General features: G+C 74.2%; 1 protein-coding gene. It reads left to right on the top strand.

Translation table 11 applies throughout. From position 1 onward, the window contains the following. The coding region (locus Aut01nite_RS43065; RefSeq protein ID WP_239124647.1) for a condensation domain-containing protein at window positions 1–1,017 on the top strand (1,017 nt) is incomplete at both ends.

Below are 1,017 nucleotides of genomic sequence, written 5' to 3'. Positions count from 1 at the left end.
CGAGCGCCTGGTCGCCTACGTGATCCCGGAGCCCGGCGCCACGATGGACCCGGCGGCGCTGCGGGCGTACACGGCCGAGGCGCTGCCCGGCTACATGGTCCCGTCCGCGGTGGTGACCCTGGCGGAGTTCCCGCTGTCGGCCAGCACCAAGGTGGACAAGCGGGCGCTCCCCGCCCCGGACTATCAGGAGCAGTCGGCTGGCCGGGCCCCGCGCGGGCCGCGCGAGCAGCTGCTGTGCGACCTGTTCGCCGAGGTGCTCGGGCTGGACCGGGTCAGCATCGACGACGACTTCTTCGCCCTCGGCGGCCACTCCCTGCTGGCCACCAGATTGGCGAGCCGGATCCGCAGCGCCTTCGGCGCCGAGGTCTCGGTCCGTACGGTCTTCGAGGCGCCGACCGTCGCCCGGCTCGCACCGGCCGTCGACAACGCCGCCTCCCGCCCGGCCCCGGCGCGGGTGCTGCCCCGCCCGGACCGGATCCCGCTCTCCTTCGGCCAGCGCCGCCTCTGGTTCCTCAACCGTTTCGAGGGCGCCAACGCCATCTACAACATGCCGCTCGCCCTGCGGCTCACCGGCGACCTGGACGTCGCCGCCCTCGAGGCGGCGCTCGGCGACCTGGTGGCCCGGCACGAGTCGCTGCGCACCGTCTTCGCCGAGGACGAGACCGGCCCGCACCAGGTGATCGTGGACGCCGAGGTGGCCCGGCCCGGCCTCACCCCGCAACCCTCGTCGGCCGAGCGGATCGACGACGACGTGGCCCTGGCCGCCCGCTACGCCTTCGACCTGGCCGCGGAGGTGCCGCTGCGGGTCTGGCTGTTCGAGGTGAGCCCGCGGGAGCACGTGCTGCTGCTGGTCCTGCACCACATCGTCGCCGACGGCTGGTCGATGCCGCTGCTGATGAACGACCTCGGCGCCGCCTTCCGGGCCCGCCGCGACGGCGTGGAGCCGTCCTGGCAGCCGCTGCCGCTGAGCTACGCCGACTACGCGCTGTGGCAGCAGGACGTGCTCGGTGACGAGGA

The sequence above is a fragment of the Actinoplanes utahensis genome (assembly GCF_016862455.1).
GTDB lineage: Bacteria > Actinomycetota > Actinomycetes > Mycobacteriales > Micromonosporaceae > Actinoplanes > Actinoplanes utahensis.
The sequence above is the reverse complement of the archived record's forward strand: the minus strand, read 5'-3'. Positions and strand labels throughout refer to the sequence as shown.